General features: G+C 67.7%; 19 protein-coding genes. 14 read left to right on the top strand and 5 right to left on the bottom strand.

Annotation, left to right across the window (positions count from 1 at the left end):
* Window positions 1–115 precede the first annotated feature (115 nt).
* Both J2739_RS12445 and J2739_RS12440 read right to left on the bottom strand, forming a co-directional pair.
* A complete protein-coding gene (locus tag J2739_RS12445) occupies window positions 116–436 on the bottom strand; it encodes a high-potential iron-sulfur protein (protein WP_309901975.1) in 321 nt (106 codons plus the stop codon).
* A 32-nt stretch (window positions 437–468) separates the two neighbouring features.
* Complete coding sequence (locus J2739_RS12440; protein WP_309901973.1) at window positions 469–2,244, bottom strand: PQQ-dependent methanol/ethanol family dehydrogenase; 1,776 nt, start codon at window positions 2,242–2,244, stop codon at window positions 469–471.
* A 375-nt stretch (window positions 2,245–2,619) separates the two neighbouring features.
* Between J2739_RS12440 and J2739_RS12435 the strand changes: the two genes are divergently transcribed.
* Both J2739_RS12435 and J2739_RS12430 read left to right on the top strand, forming a co-directional pair.
* Complete coding sequence (locus J2739_RS12435; protein WP_309902144.1) at window positions 2,620–3,042, top strand: group III truncated hemoglobin; 423 nt, start codon at window positions 2,620–2,622, stop codon at window positions 3,040–3,042.
* A gap of 69 nt (window positions 3,043–3,111) precedes the next feature.
* Window positions 3,112–3,429 (top strand): TraR/DksA family transcriptional regulator, encoded by a 318-nt coding sequence (locus J2739_RS12430; protein ID WP_309901971.1) that lies wholly within the window; start codon window positions 3,112–3,114, stop codon window positions 3,427–3,429.
* A gap of 30 nt (window positions 3,430–3,459) precedes the next feature.
* Here the strand turns inward: J2739_RS12430 and J2739_RS12425 are convergent, their stop codons facing one another.
* Complete coding sequence (locus tag J2739_RS12425; RefSeq protein WP_309902142.1) at window positions 3,460–4,668, bottom strand: NAD(P)H-dependent flavin oxidoreductase; 1,209 nt, start codon at window positions 4,666–4,668, stop codon at window positions 3,460–3,462.
* Between the two features lie 326 nt (window positions 4,669–4,994).
* On the opposite strand from J2739_RS12425, the gene J2739_RS12420 reads away from it, so the two are divergent.
* The 9 genes from J2739_RS12420 to J2739_RS12380 all read left to right on the top strand — a co-directional run bounded on the left by J2739_RS12420 (window position 4,995) and on the right by J2739_RS12380 (window position 16,231).
* On the top strand, window positions 4,995–5,204 hold the full coding sequence (locus J2739_RS12420) for a hypothetical protein (RefSeq protein ID WP_309901969.1): 210 nt from the start codon (window positions 4,995–4,997) through the stop codon (window positions 5,202–5,204).
* Between the two features lie 130 nt (window positions 5,205–5,334).
* Complete coding sequence (locus J2739_RS12415) at window positions 5,335–6,606, top strand: MFS transporter (protein WP_309901967.1); 1,272 nt, start codon at window positions 5,335–5,337, stop codon at window positions 6,604–6,606.
* Window positions 6,607–6,625: 19 nt separating this feature from the next.
* Window positions 6,626–8,047 (top strand): MFS transporter, encoded by a 1,422-nt coding sequence (locus tag J2739_RS12410; protein WP_309901965.1) that lies wholly within the window; start codon window positions 6,626–6,628, stop codon window positions 8,045–8,047.
* 30 nt (window positions 8,048–8,077) lie between these two features.
* Window positions 8,078–11,860 (top strand): nitrate reductase subunit alpha, encoded by a 3,783-nt coding sequence (locus J2739_RS12405; protein WP_309901962.1) that lies wholly within the window; start codon window positions 8,078–8,080, stop codon window positions 11,858–11,860.
* 17 nt (window positions 11,861–11,877) lie between these two features.
* Window positions 11,878–13,410: a nitrate reductase subunit beta gene (gene narH / locus J2739_RS12400; protein WP_309901960.1), complete on the top strand. Its 1,533-nt coding sequence runs from the start codon at window positions 11,878–11,880 to the stop codon at window positions 13,408–13,410.
* Window positions 13,411–13,422: 12 nt separating this feature from the next.
* Window positions 13,423–14,103: a nitrate reductase molybdenum cofactor assembly chaperone gene (gene narJ / locus J2739_RS12395; protein ID WP_309901958.1), complete on the top strand. Its 681-nt coding sequence runs from the start codon at window positions 13,423–13,425 to the stop codon at window positions 14,101–14,103.
* Window positions 14,100–14,879 carry a respiratory nitrate reductase subunit gamma gene (narI, locus tag J2739_RS12390; RefSeq protein ID WP_309901955.1) on the top strand — a complete coding sequence of 260 codons (780 nt, stop codon included), beginning with the start codon at window positions 14,100–14,102 and terminating at the stop codon, window positions 14,877–14,879. Before narJ ends, narI begins: the two co-directional genes overlap by 4 nt.
* Window positions 14,879–15,721 carry a peptidylprolyl isomerase gene (locus tag J2739_RS12385; RefSeq protein WP_309901954.1) on the top strand — a complete coding sequence of 281 codons (843 nt, stop codon included), beginning with the start codon at window positions 14,879–14,881 and terminating at the stop codon, window positions 15,719–15,721. Before narI ends, J2739_RS12385 begins: the two co-directional genes overlap by 1 nt.
* A 117-nt stretch (window positions 15,722–15,838) precedes the next feature.
* Entirely contained in the window at window positions 15,839–16,231 is a 393-nt protein-coding gene (locus tag J2739_RS12380; protein WP_309901951.1) for a putative zinc-binding protein, read from the top strand.
* On the opposite strand, the gene J2739_RS12375 is transcribed toward J2739_RS12380, so the two are convergent.
* Together J2739_RS12375 and moaA are read right to left on the bottom strand one after the other, a co-directional pair.
* On the bottom strand, window positions 16,221–16,634 hold the full coding sequence (locus J2739_RS12375) for a ribonucleotide reductase subunit alpha (protein ID WP_309901949.1): 414 nt from the start codon (window positions 16,632–16,634) through the stop codon (window positions 16,221–16,223). The genes J2739_RS12380 and J2739_RS12375 overlap by 11 nt on opposite strands.
* Before the next feature lie 84 nt (window positions 16,635–16,718).
* Window positions 16,719–17,897 carry a GTP 3',8-cyclase MoaA gene (moaA, locus tag J2739_RS12370; RefSeq protein WP_309901947.1) on the bottom strand — a complete coding sequence of 393 codons (1,179 nt, stop codon included), beginning with the start codon at window positions 17,895–17,897 and terminating at the stop codon, window positions 16,719–16,721.
* 199 nt (window positions 17,898–18,096) lie between these two features.
* Here moaA and J2739_RS12365 point away from each other — a divergent pair, with 199 nt between their 5' ends.
* The 3 genes from J2739_RS12365 (at window position 18,097) to J2739_RS12355 (ending at window position 22,527) form a co-directional block, all read left to right on the top strand.
* Window positions 18,097–18,540 (top strand): universal stress protein, encoded by a 444-nt coding sequence (locus J2739_RS12365; RefSeq protein WP_309902140.1) that lies wholly within the window; start codon window positions 18,097–18,099, stop codon window positions 18,538–18,540.
* Between the two features lie 117 nt (window positions 18,541–18,657).
* A complete protein-coding gene (hemN, locus tag J2739_RS12360; RefSeq protein WP_309901945.1) occupies window positions 18,658–20,079 on the top strand; it encodes an oxygen-independent coproporphyrinogen III oxidase in 1,422 nt (473 codons plus the stop codon).
* 42 nt (window positions 20,080–20,121) lie between these two features.
* On the top strand, window positions 20,122–22,527 hold the full coding sequence (locus J2739_RS12355) for an adenosylcobalamin-dependent ribonucleoside-diphosphate reductase (RefSeq protein ID WP_309901943.1): 2,406 nt from the start codon (window positions 20,122–20,124) through the stop codon (window positions 22,525–22,527).
* Window positions 22,528–22,531: the final 4 nt, after the last annotated feature.

Raw genomic sequence — 22,531 nt, 5'->3', positions numbered from 1 at the left:
ATGCGAGGCAACGCGGCTTGTCGGCCACGACGGTTTGCGCCGTGGCCGACAAGCCGATGCAAGCAAGAAAAAACAAGAAGCGCAGCCGCCTGGCCGCTGCGCTCGACCGACCTGTTCAGGCCGGCTTGGCCGCCCATGCGTTGCACCAGCCGGGGCCGGCGATCTGCTTGCGCCCGAACATCGCGCAGCCGCCCCATTCGTCGTTGGCGCCGCCCTGGAAGAACGAGCAATTGGCGCAGCGCTGCGTGGCGTTGTGCTTGGGAAAGCGCGCCTTGTCGACCTTGCTGGCGTCGTGCTTGTAGCCCAGGGCCTGCGCCGTCTCGTCGCTTTCTTCGACGCGCGCAGGCGCGGCCTGCGTGACGAGGGGCACGGCCAGGGCGCCCAGGCCGCCCGCGACGGTCCTGGCAATGAAGATGCGTCTCGTGGTGTCTTTCATGTCTTCTCCGATCGTGGGTTCGCGGGTCTGTCTCAGCTTGCCTTCGCGCTTTTGGTGCTGCCCTTGGCGATGTCCTTGGGGATCTTGAACACCCACACCATGCCGCCCTGCTCGAGGAAGTTGACCTTCTTGGCCACCTCGCCACCCCACAGCGGCACCGCGCCGCCCCAGCCGGACACGACGCTGACGTACTGCTCGCCGTCCTGCTGCCAGGTGACGGGCGGCGCCACCACGCCGGAGCCGGTCTGGAACTCCCACACCACCTTGCCGGTCTTGGCGTCCGCCGCCTTCAGGTAGCCCTCGGGCGTGCCCCAGAACACCAGGTTGCCGCCGGTGGTGAGCACGCCGCCCCACAGGGGCGCGTTGTTCTTCACCTCCCAGACGATCTTGCCGCTCTTGGGGTCCACCGCGCGCAACGCACCGATGTACTCGTCGACCGTCTTGATGGTGAAGCCCGCCCCCAGGTAGGCCGCGCCCTTCTTGTAGGCCACGGGTTCGTTCCAGATCTCCATGCCCCACTCGTTGGCCGGCACGTAGAACATCTTGGTGTCGGGGCTGTAGGCCATGGGCATCTGGTTCTTGCCGCCGAGGAAGCTCGGTGCCGAGAAGATCGCGCTGCCCTTCTTGCCGTCGGTGCTCGCGGTGGGGTCGCCCGGGCGGTTCTCCGGAATGAAGTTCGGCCGACCGGTCTTCAGGTCGATGCCGCTGGCCCAGGTGATCTTCTTGATGAAGGGAAAGGCGTTGATCAGCTTGCCCGTGGTCGCATCGTTCACGTAGAAGAAGCCGTTGCGATCCGCCTTGCCGCCCACGCGCTTGCCGTCCATGTCGAAGGTCACGAACTCGTTCACGCCGTCGAAGTCCCAGCCGTCGTTGGGCGTGTTCTGGTAGTGCCACTTGATCTGGCCGGTCTTCACGTCGATGGCGACCGTGGAGCAGGAGAACAGGTTGTCGCCCTGCCGCAGATGGCTGTTCCACGGCGCGGGATTGCCGGTGCCGAAGTAGGCCAGCCCCGTCTTGCTGTCGTAGGTCCCGCCCAGCCAGGTGGCCGCGCCGCCGGTCTTCCACAGGTCGCCGGGCCAGCTCTGGTTGGTGGTGCCCGAAATGCCGTTTTCCTTGGGCGTGCCATCGGCGTCGTAGGTGTAGCCCATGTGGCCCTCGACGGTGGGTCGCGACCAGACCAGCCGGCCGGTCTTCGCATCGCGCGCCTCCACGCGGCCGACCACGCCGAACTCGCCGCCGGACACGCCGGTGAGGATCAGCCCGTTCGCGATGATCGGCGCCGCGGTGGCCGAATAGCCGGCCTTGTAGTCTTCGATCTTCTCCTTCCACACCAGGTCGCCGGTGTTCTGGTCGAGGGCCACGAGCTGCGCGTCCAGCGTCGCGAAGATCACGAGGTTGTCGTACAGCGCAGCCCCGCGGTTGACCACGTCGCAGCACGGCATGATCCCTTCGGGCAGGCGGTGCTCGTACTTCCACAGCTTCTTGCCGGTCGCGGCATCGAGCGCGAACAGGCGTGAGTAGGACGCCGTGACGAACATCTTGCCGTTGTGGATGACCGGCTGGGCTTCCTGTCCGCGCTGCTTCTCGCCGCCGAAGGAGAAGGCCCACACCGGCGCCAGCTTGCCCACGGTGGCGGTGTTGACCTGCTTGAGCGGCGAATAGCGTTGCCCCTGGGTGTTGAGTCCCCAGGTGAGGATGTTGCCGGTGGCGGTGGCTTCGTTCTCGATCATCTGGTCGGTCACGACGGCATGGGCCGCAGAGGCGGCCAGGCCGGCGGAGATGAGAACGGTCAAGAGCTTGAGTTGCATGGGGTCGTCTCCTCAGGGGGTTGAAAAATGGGATGGGTCGCGTCCTAGGTGACAGCGTCTGCGACGTTCCTGAGGGGCAATGACCGTGCCAGCCGGCCGGCGGCTCCACGGGACCGCCGAGGTGCCCGATCGGGCCCGCGACGCGCGGGTTTTCCCGCGACACTGCTCCACCTTCGAACACCCGGGCTGTGACTCCCGTGGCACGAAGGCACACCGCCGCGGCCACGCGCAAGGAGCTTGTTTCAGATCAAAGAAGCGGCGGGGCCATCCGCGCTACGCTTTCATCGCGATTCGAGATGGAATGCCAGGAGACAAAGGAGATGCGGAATGTTCACCGAACAAAAGGCGACGGGCGCACCGCCTGCACGTTCTCTCATGCCGGATCCTGACCTCTGTACCGAAGAGGAGGTCATGCGCCTGGTTCATTCCTTCTATGCAAGGGTGCGCAACGACCCGGTACTCGGCCCGATCTTCGAATCGCACATCGCCGACTGGGACCGGCACCTGGCGAAGATGGTGGACTTCTGGTCGTCCGCGCTCCGAGGCACGGCCCGCTACAAGGGAACGCCCGTGCCGAGGCATGCGGCCTTGCCGGGACTCACGATCACGCTGTTTCACCGCTGGCTCGCCCTCTTCCGCGAGACCACCCAGGCGCTCGAGAACGCGGCGCTGCAGCAGCGCGCCGACGACCTTGCGCATCGCATCGCCGGCAGCCTCTGGTATGGCTACCAGGCGCGGCACGGCGGGCCGGCCGGGGCGGGCGGACCGCCCGCGCACGTGGACGTGGCCCGGACTTGAGGTGGATCAAGTCTCGCGCCGACCCGTCTCCCGATACTGCCGGCACTCAACTTCACTCGGAGGACTTGCATGAACCACATGACAGAAGAGGATCTGCTGTCCTTCATCGAGCGCCTGGACATCATGAAGCGGTGGGCGCTCGGAGAAAGCGCGCGTGCCGAACCCGAGCAGGACTCGCCACACGATGCGTCCCAGTGCAACACCGGCTTCGCCGCGGTCCGGGTGCGCCGCCCGACGCTGCAGGAGATCGAGGAGGCACTCCAACGCATCTCGCAGGGCCTCTATGGGCTGTGCAGCGATTGCGATCGCGTCATCGCGCGCGAACGCATGCTGATCGCACCCGCCGCCATCCGCTGCCAAGCCTGCCATCCCCGGACGATCCAGTGAGGCATGGGCGCGGAGCCGCCGCGCCTTCGTTCAACCTGCCGTGACGCCGAGTGAAGGCGTGGGTTCGGCCTGCGTCAGAAGCCGGGCGAGCAACTCGCGCACGCTCCGGATCTGATCGCCGAAGGGCAGCTGGCCCACGCCGCGGAAGAACAGCCCCTTCTTCACGTCGCCGCGCAGCGCCGCCGCCAATTGGGTGTCGATGCAGAACTGGCCCCACGCGGCCAGCCCGTCGCGCAAGCCGCATTGCGCCAGGCAGTCGAAAGCCAGCGTGCAGCGCGGCTTGACGTGCGCCACGCTCTGCAGCTTCGTCTCGGCCTTCAGGTAGCCCTTGAGCCAGCGCGTCGCCACAGCGCGCGCGGGCAGCCCGGCCACGCTGGTGAATTCGACCAGGTCCTCGTCGCGCGCCTGCGCCAGCACGCGCTTGAATTCGGGGTGCGCATCGCATTCGTGCGTCACGGCGAAGGGCGTGCCGAGCTGCGCTGCGGCGGCGCCCAGCGACTGCACGCGCGCGATGTCCTCGAAGCAGCGGATGCCGCCGGCCGCGATCAAGGGGATCTCCTTCTCGATGCCCGCGGCGCGCAGGAAGGCAAGCGACTGCGGGACCACGTTCTCGAAGTCGAAGCGCGGGTCGGCCAGGTCGGCGATCTTCGCGGCGCCGAGATGACCGCCGGCGAAGCGCGGGTGTTCGATGACGATCGCGTCGGGCAGGCGCTTCCTGCGCTCCCACTTGCGTACCAGCAGTTGCACGCCGCGCGCATCCGACAGGATGGGCACCAGCAGCGCACGCGGATGGTCCTGCGCAAGTTCGGGCAGGTCGAGCGGCAGGCCGGCGCCGACCACCACCGCATCGATGCCGCATTCGAGCGCGCGCGTCACCGAGGGCGCGTACTCGCCCACCGCGCGCATCACGTTGATGGCGAGCAGGCCACGCCCGCCCGCGTGCCGCCGCGCGGCCTCGATCTCGCGCGCCAGCGCTTCGAGGTTGGCGGCGTTGATGTCCTCCTTGGCGCGCTGCGTGGCCGCTTCGCCCGGCGCCAGGTCGCGCGTGCGCGCCATCAGGTCCGGATGGTGACGCCGCAGGTCGACGGACGAGATCGTGCCCATCGCGCCGAGCGCCGCGACGCTGCCTGCCAGGCGATGCGCCGACACGCCGACGCCCATGCCGCCCTGCACGATCGGCAGCAAGCTCCGCTCGCCCAGTCGCAGCGGTTTCAGTCCGCCCTCGCCCGCCAACGCCATCAACCGGTCGGCGCTTTCAGGGGTGTCGTGGGCTGGGTCGAGTTCATTGGCAGGGGTCATGGCAGCCGCGGCAGGGCGCGTGCGCGCCACTTCTGTTGGAACCCTCTGACGATAGAGCGCCCGGGGAAGCGGATGTTGACGAAGGTCAAGCTTGTGCTTCGGCCCCTTCAAGCCATCGCATTCGTGACACGGACTGTTCACACAGTGTTTCCGAATGGCGCGCTGCGTTGACGGCCTCGTGGAACGAGGCGGCTAGATTGAACGGTACGCCATCACGGCATCTGCGATGCACCGACCGGATGCCGAGGCGCAAGAAGGAGAAAGTGATGAACTCATCTCACGCCTGCACCGACTACGAACTGCGCTTCAACGCGCTCTTTGCCGGTCGCCGCAACTACGCGTTTCCCTGCGACGCGCTTGGCCATGTCGACATCGACTCGCTCAGCGAAAGAGCGCGGATCAACTATCTCTATGCGCGCGCCGTGATGGGCATCGAGCTCGCGTGGCCCGAAGTGCGACCGAGCCTGTGGCATTGAGCGCGCGGTGCCGGCCGTCGCTTGATCTACATCAACACGGCCGGGAACCTCGAATCCTAAGCTCGATGCACATGACCGGAGATGCCAATTGCAGCAGCGCGCTTATCTAGCCGGAGCCGTCCAGGCGCCGATGGCCAAGTCTGTCGGGACATCCGCCAAGGCATGGCGCGTGCTCGCCGTCAGCACACTTGCCTTCACCGCCTGCTTCATGGTGTGGATGATGTTCGGCGTCATCGGCATTCCGATCCGCAAGGCACTGAACCTCAACGCGACCGAGTTCGGGCTGCTCACCGCCATGCCCGTGCTGAGCGGATCGCTCGTGCGCGTGCCCTTGGGCATCTGGACCGATCGCTTCGGCGGCCGCATCGTGATGGCCTGGGTGATGGGCCTCGCCATTCCTGCGATCTGGCTGCTGTCGTACGCCACGCAGTACTGGCAGTTCCTCGCGCTGGGGCTCTTCATCGGCCTGGCCGGCGGATCGTTCTCCGTCGGCACACCCTACGTCGCGCGCTGGTTCCCGCGCGGCCGGCAGGGCTTCGCGATGGGCATCTACGGCGCGGGCAACTCCGGCGCGGCGGTGAACAAGTTCATCGCACCGGCCATCGTCGTGGCCTTCGGGTGGACCGTGGTGCCGCAGGTCTATGCCGCCATCATGCTCGGCGCATTGCTTCTGTTCTGGTTCATGAGCGCGACCGATCCCTCGCACCAGAGCGCCGGCAGCGTCAGCTTCGCCGAGCAGTTCAAGGCCTTGAACGATCCCCGCGTGCTGCGCTACTGCCAGTACTACAGCATCGTCTTCGGCGGCTATGTCGGGCTGTCCCTGTGGATGGTGCAGTTCTATGTCGGCGAGTTCGGACTCGACATCCGCGTCGCGGCACTGCTGGCGGCCTGCTTCTCCTTGCCCGGCGGCGTGCTTCGCGCCGTGGGCGGCTGGCTCTCCGACAAGTACGGCGCCCACAGCGTCACCTGGTGGGTGCTGTGGGTCTCCTGGATCTGCCTGTTCCTGCTGAGCTATCCGCAGACCGATCTCACGGTGGTCACCGTCAACGGCCCCCGCACCTTCCACATCGGCCTGAACGTCTATGCCTTCACCGCCCTCATGTTCGTGCTCGGCGTCGCCATGGCCTTCGGCAAGGCGAGCGTCTTCAAGTACATCAGCGACGACTACCCGAAGAACATCGGCGCCATCAGCGGGGTCGTCGGCCTGGCCGGCGGCCTGGGCGGATTCGTGCTGCCGATCATGTTCGGCGCGCTGATGGATCTCACCGGCGTCCGCTCCAGCGCCTTCATGCTGCTCTACGGGGTCGTCTGGGTCTCGCTGATCTGGATGTACTTCACGGAAGTCCGACACACCGCGGTGATGGGCAAGGACGCGCCCGCCGCACCCTCGTTCGCCCGCTAGGCCACCCCAGGAACACACCATGAACACAAGCACCACTTTGCCCGCCGGCCGCCCGCTGCGCGGCCGGGTCCTGTCGATCTGGACACCGGAGGACAAGGAGTTCTGGGAGCGCGAAGGCCAGGCGATCGCGAAGCTCAATCTCTGGATCAGCGTCCCCGCCCTCTTCCTGGCCTTCGCCATCTGGCAGGTCTGGAGCGTCGTCGCCGTCGGCCTGCCCGCGCTCGGCTTCAAGTACTCCACCAACCAGCTGTTCTGGCTTGCGGCCGCGCCCGCCCTGTCGGGCGCCACGCTGCGCATCTTCTATTCATTCATCGTGCCCATCCTCGGCGGGCGGCGATGGACCGCGATCTCCACCGCCACCCTGCTGATCCCCGCCGTCGGCATCGGCTACGCGGTGCAGGACAACACCACGCCCTACGCGACCATGCTCGTGCTGGCGCTGCTGTGCGGCCTGGGCGGCGGCAACTTCAGCTCCAGCATGTCCAACATCAGCTTCTTCTTCCCGAAGGAGCGCAAGGGTTCGGCACTCGGCGTCAACGCCGGGCTGGGCAACCTGGGTGTGTCGGTGGTGCAGTTCCTCAGTCCGCTGGTCGTCACCGCCGGCGTCTTCGGCGTGCTCGGCGGCGATCCGCAGAGCATCGTCAAGGGTGGCCAGGCCACGCAGGTGTGGACGCAGAATGCCGCGTTCATCTGGGTCCCGTGGATCGCCCTCACCGCGCTCGCGGCCTGGTTCGGCATGAACGATATCGCCGACGCGCGCGCTTCCTTCGCCACGCAGGCCACCATCTTCAAGCGCAAGCACAACTGGCTGATGTGCGTGCTGTACCTCGGCACCTTCGGCTCCTTCATCGGGTATGCAGCCGGCTTTCCACTGCTCATCAAGAGCCAGTTCCCGGGCATCAATCCGCTCGCCTATGCATGGCTGGGCCCGCTGGTCGGCGCGACGGTGCGGCCGTTCGGCGGCTGGCTGGCCGACAAGCTCGGCGGCGCGCGCGTCACCTTCTGGAACTTCGTGGTGATGGCCCTCGCCGTGCTCGGCGTCCTCTACTTCCTGCCGCATGGCGGGGCCGGCGGCAACTTCACGGGCTTCTTCCTGATGTTCCTGGTGCTCTTCCTGACCACCGGCATCGGCAACGGCTCGACCTTCCGGATGATCCCGGTGATCTTCCTCAACCAGGCGATGCGCGGCGTGCGCCCCGACGATGCCGATGCGGTCGCCCGCGCCACGAAGGAAGGCAATACCGAAGGCGCGGCCACGCTCGGCTTCACCGCCGCGATGGCAGCCTACGGCGGCTTCTTCATCCCCAAGAGCTACGGGACGTCGATCAGCCTCACGGGCTCGCCCGATGCCGCGCTTTATATCTTCGTCGTGTTCTACCTGGTCTGCATCGCCATCACGTGGTGGAACTACAGCCGCAAGAACGCGCCGATGCCCTGCTGACCCCACCCACGCCACCGAGCACCAAGAATCATGAGCCACTTTCTCGACCGCCTCACCTACTTCGCGCAGCCGCGCGAAACCTTCGCCGATGGTCATGGGCAAGTCACCGGCGAAGACCGCACCTGGGAGGACGCCTATCGCGCCCGCTGGTCGCACGACAAGATCGTGCGCAGCACGCATGGCGTGAACTGCACCGGCTCCTGCTCGTGGAAGATCTACGTCAAGGGCGGCATCGTCACCTGGGAAACCCAGCAGACCGACTATCCGAGAACCCGCTGGGACATGCCCAACCACGAGCCGCGCGGCTGCGCCCGCGGCGCCAGCTACAGCTGGTACCTGTACAGCGCCAATCGCGTGAAGTACCCGATGGTGCGCGGCCAATTGCTGAAAGCCTGGCGCGCCGCGCGCCGCGATCGCCTGCCCGTCGAGGCCTGGGCTTCCATCGTCGAGGACGAAGCCACGCGGCGCAGCTACCAGAGCGTGCGCGGGCTGGGCGGCTTCGCGCGCTCGAGCTGGGACGAGGTCAACGAGATCGTCGCCGCGAGCAACATCTACACCATCCGCAAGCACGGGCCCGACCGCATCATCGGCTTCTCGCCCATTCCGGCGATGTCGATGGTGAGCTACGCCGCGGGCAGCCGCTACCTGAGCCTGATCGGCGGCGTGTGCATGAGCTTCTACGACTGGTACTGCGACCTCCCGCCTTCGAGCCCGCAGGTCTGGGGCGAGCAGACCGACGTGCCGGAGTCGGCCGACTGGTACAACAGCAGCTACATCATCGCCTGGGGTTCCAACGTGCCCCAGACGCGCACGCCGGACGCGCACTTCTTCACCGAGGTCCGCTACAAGGGCACCAAGACCATCGCCATCACCCCGGACTACTCCGAGGTCGCCAAGCTCTCCGATCTCTGGATTCATCCGAAGCAGGGCACCGATGCCGCGGTCGCCATGGCCATGGGGCACGTGATCCTGAAGGAGTTTTACTTCGACCGGCGCAGCGCCTACTTCGACGACTACGCGCGCCGCTACACCGACCTGCCCATGCTGGTGATGCTCAAGGCGCACACCCTGCCTTCCGGCGAGCGCGTGATGGTGCCGGACCGCTACGTGCGCGCCAGCGATTTCGGTGACCAGCTCGGCCAGGCGAACAACCCCGAATGGAAGACCGTGGCGCTGAACGAGGACGGCCGCGTCGTGGTGCCCCAGGGCGCCATCGGGTTCCGCTGGGGCGCGGACGGCCGCGCGGACAAGGGGCAATGGAATCTCGAATCGAGGGAGGCGCGCGAAGGCGCCGACGTGAAGCTGCGGCTGTCCATGCTCGAGGCCGGGGCCGACGGCTGCGCGACGGCGCAGGTCGGCTTCCCCTATTTCGGCGGCATCCAGAGCGCGCATTTCCCGGGCAATGTGCAGGACGACGTGCTGGTTCGCACGGTGCCCGTGCACCAGATCGCGATCGGCGCGTCGGGCGAGCTCGCCATGGTGGCGACCGTGTTCGACCTGCAGGCCGCCAACTACGGTGTGCCGCGCGGCCTGCCGTGCGAGCTGGCCGCGGCCAGCTACGACGAGGACACGCCGTACACGCCCGCCTGGCAGGAGAAGATCACCGGCGTGCCGCGCGACCAGGTGATCACCGTCGCGCGCGAGTTCGCCGGCAACGCCGACAAGACCCACGGCAAGTCCATGGTGATCATCGGCGCCGCGATGAACCACTGGTACCACAGCGACATGAACTACCGTGGCGTCATCAACATGCTGATGATGTGCGGCTGCATAGGCCAGAGCGGCGGCGGCTGGGCGCACTATGTCGGCCAGGAGAAGCTGCGCCCGCAGACGGGCTGGACGGCGCTGGCCTTCGCGCTGGACTGGATCCGCCCGCCCCGGCAGATGAACTCCACCAGCTTCTTCTATGCGCACACCGACCAGTGGCGCTACGAAAAGCTGGGCATGGAGGAAGTGCTGTCCCCGCTGGCCGACAAGGCGGCCTACGGCGGCACCATGATCGACTACAACGTGCGCGCCGAGCGCATGGGCTGGCTTCCCTCGGCGCCCCAGCTGCAGACCAATCCGCTGCAGGTCGCCCGCGATGCCGAGGCCGCCGGCCTGGACGGCGCGGCCTACACCGCCCGCGCGCTCAAGGACGGCTCGCTGCGCATGAGCTGCGAGGACCCGGATCATCCGTCCAACTGGCCGCGCAACATGTTCGTGTGGCGCTCCAACATCCTGGGTTCCTCCGGCAAGGGCCACGAGTACTTCCTCAAGCACCTGCTGGGCACCACGCATGGCGTGCAGGGCAAGGACCTGGGGCCGGACGACGCGAAGCCCACCGAAGTGGTCTGGCACGACAAGGCGCCCGAGGGCAAGCTCGACCTGCTCGTGACGCTGGACTTCCGCATGAGCACCACCTGCCTCTATTCCGACATCGTGCTGCCGACGGCCACCTGGTACGAGAAGAACGACCTCAACACCAGCGACATGCATCCCTTCATCCATCCGCTGTCCACGGCGGTGGACCCGGCCTGGCAGGCGCGCAGCGACTGGGAGATCTACAAGGGCTTCGCGCGCGCCTTCAGCGCGATGTGCCCCGGCCACCTCGGCGTGGAAAAGGAGGTGGTGCTGACGCCCCTGATGCACGATTCGCCCGCCGAGCTCGCGCAGCCCTTCGGCGTGGCCGACTGGAAGCGCGGCGAGTGCGAGCTCGTGCCCGGCAAGACCGCGCCGCAGATCGCGGTGATCCAGCGCGACTACCCGAATGTCTACAAGCGCTTCACCGCCCTCGGCCCGCTGCTGGACAAGATCGGCAACGGCGGCAAGGGCATCGCCTGGAAGACCGGCACCGAGGTGGAGGAACTGGGGCAGCTCAATGGCCGGGTGACCGACGCCGGCGCCACGCACGGCATGCCGAGCATCGACACCGACATCGATGCCTGCGAGGTCATCCTGCAGCTCGCGCCGGAGACCAACGGCCACGTGGCCGTCAAGGCCTGGGAGGCGCTGGGTGACCAGACCGGACGCGACCACACCCATCTCGCGGTGTACCGGGAGGACGAGAAGATCCGCTTTCGCGACATCCAGGCACAGCCGCGCAAGATCATCTCGTCGCCCACCTGGAGCGGCATCGAGAGCGAGAAGGTCTCCTACAACGCCGGCTACACCAACGTGCATGAGCTGATCCCATGGCGCACCCTCACCGGTCGCCAGCAGTTCTACCTGGACCATCCGTGGATGACGGCTTTCGGGGAAGGCTTCGCCGCCTACCGTCCGCCGGTCGACCTGAAGACCACGCGGGAGATCCACAACATCCGCGGCAACGGCAATCCGGAGATCCAGCTCAACTTCATCACGCCGCATCAGAAGTGGGGCATCCACTCGACTTACTCCGACAACCTGCTCATGCTGACGCTCAACCGCGGCGGGCCGGTGGTCTGGCTGTCGGAAGACGACGCGAAACGTGCCGGCATCGTGGACAACGACTGGGTCGAGCTCTTCAACATCAACGGCGCCATCGCCGCGCGAGCGGTGGTGAGCCAGCGGGTCAACCCCGGCATGGTGCTGATGTACCACGCGCAGGAAAAGACCATCAACACGCCCGGCTCGGAGATCACCGGCACCCGCGGCGGCATCCACAACTCGGTCACCCGCATCGTGCTGAAGCCGACGCACATGATCGGCGGCTACGCCCAGTTGAGCTACGGCTTCAACTACTACGGGACCATCGGCACCAACCGCGACGAGTTCGTGGTGGTGCGCAAGATGAACCGCGTCGACTGGCTCGACACCCCGGCCGAGGCACCGGCTGCCACTGCCGTCGCCTGAAGCGAGAAAGACCCACCATGAAAATTCGAGCGCAAATCGGCATGGTCCTGAACCTGGACAAGTGCATCGGCTGCCACACCTGCTCCGTCACGTGCAAGAACGTCTGGACCAGCCGCCCGGGCGTCGAGTACGCCTGGTTCAACAACGTCGAGACCAAGCCCGGCATCGGCTATCCGAAGGAATGGGAGAACCAGGGCAAGTGGCAGGGCGGATGGGTGCGCAAGCCCGACGGCTCGATCGAGCCGCGCCAGGGCGGCAAGTGGCGCCTGCTCATGCGCATCTTCGCCAACCCCAACCTGCCGCAGATCGACGACTACTACGAACCCTTCACCTTCGACTACGACCACCTCCAGTCGGCGCCGACCATGAAGGCGCCGCCCACCGCGCGGCCGCGCAGCCTCATCACGGGCCAGCGCATGGAGAAGATCGAGTGGGGCCCGAACTGGGAGGAGATCCTCGGCGGCGAGTTCGCCAAGCGCAGCAAGGACGCCAACCTCGACAACTTCGACCGCGTGCAGAAAGAGATGGTCGGCCAGTTCGAGAACACCTTCATGATGTATCTGCCGCGCCTGTGCGAGCACTGCCTGAACCCGGCCTGCGTCGCCTCCTGCCCCTCGGGCTCGATCTACAAGCGCGAGGAAGACGGCATCGTGCTGATCGACCAGGACAAGTGCCGCGGCTGGCGCATGTGCGTCTCCGGCTGCCCGTACAAGAAGATCTACTACAACTGGCAGAGCGGCAAGGCCGAGAAGTGCATCTTCTGCTATCCGCGCATCGAAGCCGGCCAGCCCACGGTCTGCTCCGAGACCTGCGTCGGGCGCATCCGCTACCTCGGCGTGGTGCTCTACGACGCCGACCGCATCCAGGAAGCCGCCAGCGTGCCCGACGAGAAAGACCTCTACGAGGCCCAGCTCGGCATCTTCCTCGATCCGCACGACCCCGAGGTGATCGCGCAGGCGCGGCTGGACGGCATCCCCGAGGCCTGGCTCGAGGGCGCGCGCAACAGCCCGGTCTACAAGATGGCCATGGACTGGAAGGTCGCGCTGCCGCTGCATCCCGAGTACCGCACGCTGCCGATGGTCTGGTACGTGCCGCCGCTGTCGCCCATCACGGCGGCCGCCAACGCGGGCCATGTCGGCGCGAACGGTGCCATCCCCGACGTCCACCAGATGCGCATCCCCGTGCAGTACCTCGCCAACCTGCTGACCGCCGGCGCCACCGCGCCCGTGGTGCGCTCGCTGGAGCGCATGCTGGCCATGCGCACCTACCAGCGCGGCAAGCATGTGGACCACGTCGAAGACCCGGCGGTCCTCGCGCAGGTCGGACTGACCGCCGCGCAGGTGGAGGAGATGTACCAGGTGATGGCCATCGCCAACTACGAGGACCGCTTCGTCATCCCGTCGACCCACCGCGAGTACGCGGAGAACACCTTCGACATGAAGGGCGGATGCGGCTTCTCCTTCGGCAACGGCTGCTCCGACGGCAGCTCGGAAGCGAGTCTTTTCGGCGGCAGCAAGCGCCGCACCATCCCGATCCATGCCGACGTCTGAACCGGAGTGCCCATGAAAAACCAACGTCACACGCTGCGCGCGCTGGCCCTCCTGCTGAGCTATCCCGACGAACGAATCCTGGAGCTCCTGCCGCTGGTGGCCGACGCGCTCGATGCCGAAGGGGCGCTGCGCGCGCCCCGGCGCCTGGAGCTGCGCGGCTTCGCGCGTTCGCTCGCCCGCATGGACCCGATCGAAGCGCAGATGCAGTTCGTCGAGCTGTTCGACCGCGGCCGCAGCACCTCGCTGCATCTCTTCGAGCACGTGCACGGCGATTCGCGCGAGCGCGGCCCCGCCATGATCGACCTGGTGAAGACCTACGAAACGGCCGGCCTGCTCATCGCGCCGCACGAGGTCCCTGACCACCTCTGCGTGGTGCTGGAGTTCGCATCCACCCAGCCGCCCGCCGTGGCGCGCGAGTTCCTGGGCGAGATGGCGCACATCCTGACCGCCATCTTCAGCGCGCTGCGCAAGCGCGAGAGCCCCTACGCCAGCGTCGTGGCGGCGATCCTCGAGCTCGCAGGCCACAAGGCCGAGGCCGTGCCCGTGGCCGACGAGCAGCCGCTGGACGAGGCCTGGGCCGAGCCCGCGGTGTTCGACGGCTGCAGCACCCAGGGTCAGGCGCGTCCCGGCCAGCCGCAACCTCTCCACTTCGTCCGCCAGGCGCCCGCGCGCGCCATGGGAGCCAGGGCATGAACGCACTCGACAACTTCCTCTTCGGTCTCTACCCGTACATCTGCCTGAGCGTCTTCCTGGTCGGCAGCCTGATCCGCTTCGACCGCGACCAGTACACGTGGAAGAGCGACTCCTCGCAGCTGCTGCGCGCCGGCCAGCTGCGCTGGGGCAGCAACCTCTTCCACGTCGGCGTGCTCTTTCTCTTCTTCGGGCACAGCGCCGGCATGCTCACGCCGCACTTCGTCTACGAGCACTTCATCGGCGCCGGCAGCAAGCAGCTCGTCGCGATGGTCTCGGGCGGTCTGGCCGGACTGCTCGGCTTTGCCGGCGTGACGATCCTGCTGCACCGGCGGCTCGCCGACGCGCGCATCCGCGTGAACTCGAAGACCAGCGACATCGTGCTGCTGGTCCTGCTCTGGCTGCAGCTCGCGCTCGGGCTGGCGACCATCCCGCTGTCGGCGCAGCACCTGGACGGCGGAATGATGCTCCGCCTCGCCGAATGGGCGCAGCGCATCGTCACCTTCCGCGGCGGCGCGGTCGAGCTGCTGGATGGCGCGAGCTGGGTCTTCAAGGTCCACATGTTCCTCGGCATGTCGATCTTCCTGATCTTCCCCTTCACCCGGCTGGTCCACGTGTGGAGCGGCTTCGGCACGGCCGCCTACCTGCTGCGTCCCTACCAGGTGGTGCGCACGCGGCGCAAGCTCGACCGGCAGGCCGTGCAGCCGCTTCCCGCCGCCGCGCCGCAGCCTCAGCCGCGCCCGGTGCCGGTGGTCGTGCTGCCGGAGAGGACCGCATGATGGCCGCCGCGAACGGATGCGGCGGAGGCGCCTGCCAGTGCAATGCCGCCGAAGGCGACCGCGACGCCGAGGCCGCGCCGGCGTCGGTCAACGGTATTGCGCTGCACCGCCCGGGCGAGTGCCCGGACGAGCACACGCTGCGCGAGCTGGCATGGACCGAGCTGCTGCGGCAGGAAGCCGTGCGCCTGGGACTCCTGCCGCCGCTGGACGTGCAGGAGGCGCCGCCGCTGGGCGAGGCCGAGCAGGAGATCGTCCAGCGCATGCTGGACCGCGCCATCGAGATCCCGGCGCCGAGCGAAGCGGAGTGCCGCCGCTACTACGACGCACGACGCGCGCATTTCGCCATCGGGCGACGCGTCCACGCGCGGCACATCCTGTTCGCGGTCACCCAGGGCATCGACGTCCCGAAACTGGCGGCGCGTGCGGAACAGTGCCTGATCGAACTTCGTCACAAGGCCGTGGCGCCCACTCGCTTCGCCGAGCGGGCCCGGGAACTCTCGAACTGCCCCAGCGGCGCGGACGGCGGCGACCTCGGCTGGATCGGTCCCGACGATTGCGCCGATGAACTCACGGCCGAGTTGTTCCACGGCGAGAGCGGGCGCGACGCGCTCGGCCTGCACCCTCGCCTGATGCACAGCCGCTACGGCTTCCACGTCATCGAGGTGCTGCAGCGCGACCCCGGCCGCCAGCAGTCCTTCGAGGAAGTGCGCCAGCGGATCACCGTCCAGCTGGCCCAGCAATCGCGGGCCAAGGCGCTGCACCAGTACATGCAGCTGCTCGCCGGCGGCGCCGAGGTGCAGGGCCTGGTCCTCCAGGGCGCCGATTCGCTCCTGGTGCAATGAACACAGCGCGCAGCCCGGACGAACTGCTGTCGCGATTGCGCGATTTCCAATCGAGCTACTTCCACTGCACCATCCCAAGACCCGGAAGTGCAGCATGCGGCCATCGAAAGGCAAGACTTGACCACGCCTGATTCCAAACCCCTGGTGTACTCGTGCTCGGGCTGCTCCAGCGCCGCGCAGCTGGCGAACCATGTCGCGGTGCGTCTCGACCGCCAGGGCGACGCCGAGATGTCCTGCATCGCCGGCGTGGGTGGCGACGTGCCGCATCTCCTGCGCATCGCGCGCAGCGGCAGGCCCATCGTGGCCTTGGACGGCTGTCCCTTGAATTGCGTCAAGAGCAGTCTCGCGCGCCACGGCCTCGTGCCCTGGCGCCACTACCAGTTGCACCAGTTCGGCGTGCGCAAGCGCCAGCACGAGGACTTCGACCCCGCGCAGGCCAGCGAGGTGCTCCGGCGGGTCGAGCAGGACCTGGCCTCGGTGCCGAGAACCGCCGAGCAGGCTAGCCGCTGAAGAAGCCCACCGGCTCGCCGGCCGGGTCCAGCGCCATGTAGGCGCCGAAGCTGCCGTCGCGCACGTTGCGGACCATCGACTCGAGCGCCGCATCGACCTGCGCATCGGAGGGTGCCCGGCCGCCCTGCCCCGACAGGGCCCCGATGAAAACCACCGCCCAGGGCGGGCACGCGCGGCGCGATTCGGCTACCAGCGCGGCAAAGTCGCTCAGCTCGTCGGGTCGCTTGTCGACACAGGCCATCGGCGTGAGGGAGCCGCCGCCTCCGGCGCCGAAAGCCGCGCGCTGCGCGTCGGTCGCATCCGCCGGCAATCCGGCCTCCGTGAACACGAAGAGCAGCCGCTGGGGGTTCGCCTGCGCGGCGGCGGCGCGCAGCAGGTCGTCGAAGTGGGATGAGGACGTCATGCCCCGTAGCGTCCACGCGGACGCCGCCGGCCGGCTTGCGCTGCGTCAAACCACGCGCATTCGATCGACGGATGTTGCGCCGGATCAACCGCCGATGTAGCTCATCTCGACGCGGCGTGCGGTGCCGGCCGGCAGCGGCCCGCCGAGCGCGCGCAACTCGGAGTACCGGTCCGCGCGCTGGCGCCAGATCTCGGCCAGGCGGCCGCGCAGCAAGTCGTCGCCGGCTTGGTCCGGACATTCGCGCAACAGGGCCTTGAGGTCGTGGCCGCCATTCGCGAACAGGCACAGGAAGAGCCGTCCGTCCGTGGAGAGGCGCGCGCGGCTGCATTCGCCGCAGAAGGCGCGGGTCACGCTCCCGATCACGCCGATTTCGCCGGCGCCATCGGCGTAGGCCCAGCGCTGTGCCGTCTCTCCCGGCGCGGTCGCTTCGAGCGGCACCAGCGGGAAGGCCCGCGACACGCGCGCGAGCACGTCGGACGACGGCAGCACCTCGTCCATGCGCCAGCCGTTGGTGGCGCCGACATCCATGTACTCGATGAAACGCAGCACCACGCCCGTGCCGCGAAAGTGACGCGCCAGCGGCAGGATCGCCTGATCGTTGGTGCCGCGCTTCACGACCATGTTGACCTTGATCCGCTCGAAGCCCGCTTCCATCGCCGCATCGATGCCGGCCAGCACCCTGGCCACCGGAAAATCGACATCGTTCATGCGGCGGAAGACGGTGTCGTCCAGCGCATCGAGGCTGACCGTCACCCGGCGCAGCCCGGCGTCCTTCAAGGCGCGGGCCTTGTGCGCCAGCAGCGAGCCGTTGGTCGTCAGGCCGAGGTCGAGGGGCGCTCCGTCGAGCGTGCGCAAGCCGGCGAGCGGGGCGACCAGCCGCTCCAGGCCTCGCCTCAGCAAGGGCTCGCCGCCGGTGAGCCGGATCTTGCGCACGCCCTGCAGCGCGAACAGCCGCGCGAGCCGCGCGATTTCCTCGAAGCTCAGCATCGCGGCGTGCGGGAGGTAGGGATGGTCCTTGTCGAAGACCTCCTTCGGCATGCAGTAGTTGCAGCGGAAGTTGCACCGGTCGGTGACGCTGATGCGCAGGTCGGTCAGCGGCCGTCCCAGGCGATCGGCCAGCGGACCGGCCGCGGGCGGGGCCGCATCGCGCCGGAGAACGTGGGGCCTCGCGCGGCCGATCGCCGACAAGGGAACGAGGGCGACCGCGGGCCGGGCGCGGCCTGGAAGGATGGAGGGAGGCCTTGCCTCGCAGGACGATGTCATGGCGTGCTTGGAGCGTTCGAAGACGCGATGGTGCGCTCCGTGGCCAGGCAAGGTTTGCGCCGGATCAACCGGCGGGCCTGGCGGCGCACGCCGCCTGATCCATCGCTCACCGCCGCGGCTCGCATGCTTGATCCAGATCAAGCATGCAAAAACCCATGAAGCTACGCTGAAGATGCTCAATCTTCAAAGGACAACGATCATGTTCAAGCGCATTCTTGTCGCCACCGACGGCTCCGAACTCGCGGAAAAGGCCGTCCTGAAGGCGATCGACCTGGCCACGGCGCACAAGGCCGAGTTGACCGCGTTCACCGTCGTGCGACGCCAACCCAAGAGCTACATGGATGGGTCCTCCGGCTTCCAGGCCGAAGAGATCGACCGCGTCGAATGCCGGCGCGCCGAGCAGGCCAAGACGATGCTGAAGGCCGTCGAGAAGCGCGCCGAGACCTGCGGCGTACGGGTCAGTTCGGAGACCGTGAAATCCAGCAGCGTGGCGGAATCGATCGTGGCTGCCGCCCGCCAGCATGGCAGCGATCTCATCGTGATGGCCTCGCACGGGCGAACGGGACTGATGCAAACCCTGCTGGGCAGCGAGACCGCCCAGGTGCTGGCGCATTCCGACGTGCCGGTCCTCGTGCTGCGGTGAGCGCCCGGCGCCGGTGCAAGGTGTCGATCGGATCGGCCGTCTATGTTGACGAACATCAAGCACCCGGCGGCGCAAGGGATGCACAGTGAAGACCTGTCGACTACGTGTCCGAACGAAATGACGTCCACCACCCTCGCGGCGCCCCGTGCCAGCGCGCGACCTTCGCTCTCCGCCGAGATGCTGGCCCGCTTCGATGTGTCCGGGCCCCGCTATACCTCCTATCCGACGGCGGACCGCTTCGTCGAGGCCTTCGGGCCCGCCGACTACAGCGGCGCGGCGCGCCAGCGCAGGCTGGGCATGAACGCCAGCAAGACGCCGATCTCGCTCTACGTTCACATCCCGTTCTGTGCATCGCTGTGCTACTACTGCGCGTGCAACAAGATCATCACCCGGCACGCTTCGCGCGGCCGTGAATACCTGCGGTACCTCGAGAAGGAGACCGCGCTGCACGTGGCGCAACTGGGCGCACACACGCCGGTCAGCCAGCTTCACCTCGGCGGCGGGACGCCGACCTTCCTGAGCGACGACGAACTGACCGAACTCATGCGCATGCTGCGCGACGCCTTTTCGTTCGCGCCCGACGGCGAATACGCCATCGAGATCGATCCGCGCACCGTCGATGCCGGCCGCCTCGCCCACCTGGCCCGGCTGGGCTTCAATCGGCTGAGCTTCGGCGTGCAGGACTTCGACCCCGACGTGCAGCAGGCGGTGCATCGCATCCAGCCCGCGCAACAGGTCTTCGATCTCGTCGCATCGGCGCGCGCGCTGCCGTTTCAGTCCATCAATGTCGACCTGATCTACGGGTTGCCGCGGCAGACGTCCGCATCGTTCGATCGCACACTGAAGCAGATCTGCGCGCTGCGCCCGGACCGCATCGCCCTCTATGCCTACGCGCACCTGCCCGAGAGGTTCAAGCCGCAGCGCCGGATCGCCGCCAGCGAGCTGCCCTACGCGGCCACGAAGGTCGAGATGCTGTCGCGCTCGATCGCCGCGCTTACTGCCGCCGGCTACGTCTACATCGGCATGGACCATTTCGCGCTGCCGGACGACAGCCTGGCCGTCGCCAAGCGCCAGGGACGGCTGCATCGCAACTTCCAGGGCTACAGCACGCAGCCGGACTGCGACCTGGTCGCGCTCGGCGTCTCGGCGATCGGCAGGATCGGGAGCACGTACAGCCAGAACGCGAAGTCCCTCGAGGACTATTACGACCATCTCGACCAGGGACGGCTGCCGGTGGCGCGCGGGCTCGCGCTGTCGCGCGACGACGTGCTGCGCCGGAGTGTGATCATGGCCATCATGTGCCAGGGGTACGTCGACTTCGAATCGGTCGGCATTGCCCATCTCATCGATTTCCGCGACTACTTCGCCTCCGAGCTGGATGCACTCGACCAGATGGAGGCGGACGGATTGGTGCGCCTCACGGAACGTGATCTCACGGTCACCGACACCGGCTGGTTCTTCGTGCGGGCGGTGGCGATGGTCTTCGACCGCTATCTGCAAACGGACCGCAAGCGCGCTCGCTTCTCCCGAATCATCTAGCCATGAAATACAGCCGAACACGGCCGCAGCCGGGACCCTCGAATGAAGCGTGACGACGCCGTCCTGCATCCACCGCTGCCCGTGCAGGCCATCAGCCGCGACGTGCTGCTGGAGAAGTACCTCAAGCCCGGCGAGAAGGCGATCGAGGATCTGTTCGAGCGCGTGGCGCGGGCCTTGGCGTCGGTCGAGGCCGAGGGCGAGCGCGACCGGTGGCAGGGGCGCTTCCTGGCCAACCTGCGCGCGGGGGCGATCGGGGCCGGGCGCATCATGAGCGCCGCCGGCGCCGGACTCGATGCCACGTTGATCAATTGTTTCGTGCAGCCGATCGGCGATTGCATTCAAGGCCGCGACGAAGCCGGGTACGCCGGCATCTACGAGGCGCTGCGCGAGGCCGCGGAAACCATGCGCCGCGGCGGCGGAGTCGGCTATGACTTCTCCCGCATCCGGCCGCGCGGCGCCCAGGTGCGCGCCACCGCCTCGCTCGCCTCGGGCCCGTGCAGCTACATCGACGTGTTCGACCGGTCCTGCTCGACCGTCGAGAGCGCGGGGGCGCGCCGCGGCGCGCAGATGGGCGTCCTTCGCATCGACCACCCCGACGTGCTGGAGTTCATCACCGCCAAGAGGTCGCCGGGACGCTGGAACAACTTCAATGTCTCCGTCGCGGTGAGCGACCCCTTCATGCGCGCGCTGGTGGCCGACGAGGAATGGGCGCTGGTGCACAGCGCGACACCGGGTGCCGAGCAGATCGCAGGCGGCGCCGCGCAGGCCGTGGACGGGAAATGGGTCTACAGGCGCCTGCCGGCACGTGAACTCTGGGATGCGATCATGCGTTCGGCCTACGACTTCGCCGAGCCGGGCATCCTGTTCACGGATGCCATCAACACCGACAACAACCTTCGCTACTGCGAGCACATCGAGGCGACCAACCCCTGTGGCGAGCAGCCGCTGCCGCCTTACGGTTGCTGCGACCTCGGGCCGGTCATTCTGACGCGCTTCGTCGAGCATCCGTTCGGCAGCGGCGGTGAGCCCGCGTTCGATTTCCAGCATTTCAACGACGCCGTCGCGCTGCAGGTCCGGGCCCTCGACAATGTGCTGGACCTCACCTTCTGGCCACTGCCGCAGCAGCGCGCCGAAGCCATGGCCAAGCGCCGCATCGGCGTGGGCTTTACCGGTTTGGGCGACACCCTCGCCATGCTGCGCCTGCGCTACGACCAACCGGAAGGCCGCGCGATGGCGGCGCGCATCGCGCGCAGCCTGCGCGACACGGCCTACGCCGCATCGGTGGCGCTGGCGCGCGAGAAAGGCCCCTTCTCTCTCTTCGATGCGGAACGCTACCTCGCGCGAGGCACCTTCGCCAGCCGCCTGGACCAGGCCTTGCAGGAGCAGATCCGCATGCACGGGATCCGCAACAGCCACCTGGTGTCCATTGCCCCGACCGGCACCGTGAGCCTGGCGTTCGCCGACAACGCCTCGAACGGCATCGAGCCGGCGTTCTCCTGGACCTACCGGCGCAAGAAGCGCGAGGCCGACGGCAGCATCTCCGAGTACGAGGTGGAAGACCATGCCTGGCGCCTGTACCGCTCCCTGGGGGGTGACACCGACGCCTTGCCGCCCTACTTCGTCTCGGCCCTGTCGATGCCCGCGGCCGCGCATCTGGCGATGATGGAAGCGGTCCAGCCCTTCGTCGACACCGCCATCTCGAAGACGGTCAACGTGTCGGCCGACTACCCCTACGAGGACTTCAAGGAACTCTACCTCCACGCCTGGACAGCCAAGCTGAAGGGACTGGCCACCTACCGGCCCAACACCATCCTCGGCTCGGTGCTCGACGCCGCCCCGGCAGCGAAGGAAGATCCACCCGCGAGCCTGAACCAGGCCGCGGCCGATCCGATGCGCGCGATGATCGCCAGCCGCCCGACCGGCACCTTGAACGCGAGCGCCGAGAAGATCGAGTACTGGACGCAACAGGGCCGGCAAACGCTCTACCTCGTCGTCTCGTTCCTGCCTCTTGCCGATGGGCGGGAGCGGGCCATCGAGTTCTTCATGCCGGTGGGCCAGAGCGGCGAATCGCAGCAATGGATCACCGCGAGCATGCGGCTGCTGTCGCTGGCGGCGCGGGGCGGCTTCCTGGAACGCGCGCTCGCCGACATGCGCAAGGTGGCCTGGGACCGCGGGCCGGTGCGCCTGGGCAGCCACGTGAAGGCCGATGGCACCGCGGTGCCGATGTGGCACGACTCCGAGGTCGGCGCCATCGCGTACGCGATCCAGAACCTCATCGCCAGGCGCGGCAACCCGGCGGCCGCCGAAGCGGAGCTGCCGGCGCCGGGGCTTGCCGCAGCGCCCACGCTCATGGGCGCCAAGTGTCCGGAATGCGGCGCGCACGCGATGATCCGCAAGGACGGCTGCGATTACTGCACGCAGTGCGGCCACCTCGGAAGCTGCGGATGAACGC

This window comes from Variovorax soli (assembly GCF_031454625.1).
Taxonomy (GTDB): Bacteria; Pseudomonadota; Gammaproteobacteria; order Burkholderiales; family Burkholderiaceae_C; genus Variovorax; species Variovorax soli_A.
This window is presented reverse-complemented; position numbering and strand designations above follow the sequence as displayed.